Raw genomic sequence first — 3,075 nt, 5'->3', positions numbered from 1 at the left:
AAAAAAAGCCGGCCTAAAAGGCCGGCAAAGACAAGAGTTTGACTCCGAAGAGCACAATCCTGTACGACGTGTAGAAGAGGTATCCAATGAAGTTCATAATGGTTCAGTATGAGGGTTTATACTGACTATGCGCTTTATTGGAGAGCATCCTAAAAGAATGCAATAAGAAATAACGTATATCCACGTTGCTTCCTATAGGTGAAATATAACGAACCGTACGCAGTACAGATAGGGGGGAATTCACCTATTGACATTTAACGCACCTTGTGGGTTTGCATTGTTGTGTGATCTGGGTCGATAAAATGAGGCGAAGTTGCGCTTTTTATCACCTATTTGCTGTTTAGCCCCAGAATAAAAAAACGCCTTTTATGTATATAAAGGCGTCTTAAAACGAATAAAACTTAAACTGACTATTTATTGTCTTACTCAAAGAGGAAAAAGTAACCGTATGCTGCAACGATAGCGGGTAGCGTAGAGTAGAGCGTCGCGATAAGCGCGGCCTTTGGAGCTAGTGCTATGGCGGGGAAAAGCGCATCGCCATCGTTGCTGATTGCATTGCCTATTTGTGCAGACATCGGAATAGCCCCTGATAAGTAAAGGCTAGTGACAATAATCTGGGGGCCACAACCCGGCAAAAGACCGATCATCACACCCATTAATGGAATTAATAACGCCCAGTTAGAGAAGAGGCCTTGTAGATCGACGCCAGTCCAAAAAATGGTTAATTCAAAAATCAAAAATGCACCGATCACCCAGCTAGTGACAAAGTTGGTGTCTTGAGCGATACGTTGATACATGTGACTTGAGGCTAATTTAGGATCTTCTGAAACAGCGGATTCATAATCGGTGATATCACGCGATGTTGCCCACAGCAGTAAAGCCATAATGACTGCAATTGTACCAATAATATCAATTGTGCCTGCGCTGAGTTTGAATGCTTGATCGATATCGATTTGCAGCGAACCCATAATTGCGATCACTATGGCTGGGGCCAGTACCCATTTCCAAAATTGACCTTGCAGTTTTAACACTGTTGGTGAGGTTATTTTTTCGTGCTGAGTAGCTACTGTGTTTTGCTTGGGTTTGACTTCAGGCCGCATGAAATCGCTGCCATGAGTGGCATCAACAATCCAACCTGAGATGAGGCCAACACAGCAGCCAATGACCATCATTAATAGCCCTGTACTTGGTTCAGTTGCTAACAATAAAAAAGCTGCGTCCCCCATAGTTGCAGTTAAAACAGCAACTACGGCGCCAAAACTAAGCTGGCCTCGCACATATTGGGTGATCACGACGATCGCACCACCACAACCAGGTAGGGCACCCATTAGAGCTGCAAAGATGACTTGGTAGCGTGAGTTGCTGTTTAGCAGGGTTTTAAGTTTGCTTTTCTGACTCATCTTATTAGCGATGATATGGTAAATCGTCAGTGTTGCAGCGACATAAGCGGCAACTTGCCAAAAAGCATCAGATAAAACAGCAACGGTGATCTCGCGTGTTGATGGTGCTGCTAATAGTGCAAATAAGATCACAGGAAGGATTAGGCGCTTGTTTGCAATACGCCAATAGTGATTTTGAAGCTGGTTGTATTGCGCTTTTTGTAAAGATGCCATTGATAAGACTCCGCAGTGCTAATTTCGGCTTGAATTCCATTTAGCCTATTAGACTGTAATTGAGAATCATTATCAATTGGTTTTTGTTGTTATTTTGTCCACATATTAAGTAGTGTGATCCCTAGACTACAGGTAAACGTCGAGGCGATTGTTGTTAAGGCAATAATGTTGGCGGCTAATTTTGCATTGGCTCCCATCGAATGCGTCATTACATAACTGGCTGCAGCGGTTGGTGCTGCAGACATCAAAAAGATAATGCCAAGCTCTACACTGCGAAAGCCAAGTAGGTAACCTGTGATTGTGAGTAGCGTTGGGGCTATAACTAAACGGCTAAAACCTGCGACATTGGCGCTGGTTGATTCTTGTTTTAGTTGCCTGAAATCCAAACTCGCCCCTGTACATAGCAACGCAAGTGGTAGTGTCATATCTGCAAAGTAGCGGCCTGATTGCAGTAAAATATTAGGCAATTCAATATGTAAATAAGAAATTGGAATAGCAATCAGAATACTGATGATCAGTGGGTTTCGTATGATTGAATGCAGTAAATGACGAATATTTAATTGAGTATTGGTCTCTGAATGGCGAGTAAGTGTTATGACGGCCAAAATATTGTAGAGCACGGTAATAGCGGCAACATATAACGAGCCAATAACTAATCCTTCTTCACCGTAAGCATTGGCGGCATAAGCTAAACCAATGATGCCGGTATTAGCACGAAAGGCCCCTTGCACCACCACGCCAAGATCCGATCGTTTCTTGATCATCGTTCCGCACAACAATTCAAAAAGGCCGAAAAGGGCCATGTTACCAATCAGCGCAAAAGCGATAAGTTGAAAATGCCCAGCTTGTTGTAAATCTGCTTTTACTACGCTTAAAAAGAGCAAGGCTGGTAGCGTCACATTGAATACAAGACGTGAGCCACCTTCAGTAAACTTTTCATCAATCAAGCCGTTAGACTTTAAAACCACACCCAGTGCCAGCATGATAAAAATTGGGCCGGTGACTGAAATGGAAAAAAATAGCTGCTCGATAAATGCGTTCATGGTCACTCCTTTAGGATCCTTTATTGTTGTACCACAGAATAAGAAATGAAATGTATGACTTATTGACAAAAACGTTGATGAAAATCGAGCACGAAGCCGATCTTATTAAGATCACCGGCTTCAATTTTTGGGTGATGCTAGGTGTAATGTCGAAACGAAGATGTTTTTTCTGAGTTACCGAGGCCTCACAGCCCTTTAAAATCAACAGAACGATGATCAAGAGCGACCAATTAACTGAGGGTGTATGTTCAACTGGAACAATGATCAAGTGCGATCATGATGTTGATCTAATACAGCAATGGAACGATGATCAAGGTAGTATCAAATCATTGTATTGCTCCGCTATTTAGGCTGTTAATCGGCCTTTAAAAACATGGAACGATGATCAAGATAGATTTCTTATTATCTTGTTGATTTTA

General features: G+C 42.3%; 2 protein-coding genes. Both read right to left on the bottom strand.

Annotated features, from left to right (window positions below):
• Positions 1-422 precede the first annotated feature (422 nt).
• Positions 423-1,613: a putative manganese transporter gene (locus ASV53_RS23380; RefSeq protein ID WP_094958906.1), complete on the bottom strand. Its 1,191-nt coding sequence runs from the start codon at positions 1,611-1,613 to the stop codon at positions 423-425.
• Between the two features lie 89 nt (positions 1,614-1,702).
• On the bottom strand, positions 1,703-2,656 hold the full coding sequence (locus ASV53_RS23375) for an AEC family transporter (protein WP_094958905.1): 954 nt from the start codon (positions 2,654-2,656) through the stop codon (positions 1,703-1,705).
• Positions 2,657-3,075 lie beyond the last annotated feature (419 nt).

This window comes from Photobacterium sanguinicancri, assembly GCF_002265265.1.
Taxonomy (GTDB): domain Bacteria; phylum Pseudomonadota; class Gammaproteobacteria; order Enterobacterales; family Vibrionaceae; genus Photobacterium; species Photobacterium sanguinicancri.
The sequence above is the reverse complement of the archived record's forward strand: the minus strand, read 5'-3'. Positions and strand labels throughout refer to the sequence as shown.

Coding starts and splice junctions, on each gene's coding strand:
- ASV53_RS23380 (WP_094958906.1), bottom strand. CDS start 1,613: ATGGCATCTTTACAAAAAGCGCAATACAACCAGCTTCAAAATCACTAT.
- ASV53_RS23375 (WP_094958905.1), bottom strand. CDS start 2,656: ATGAACGCATTTATCGAGCAGCTATTTTTTTCCATTTCAGTCACCGGC.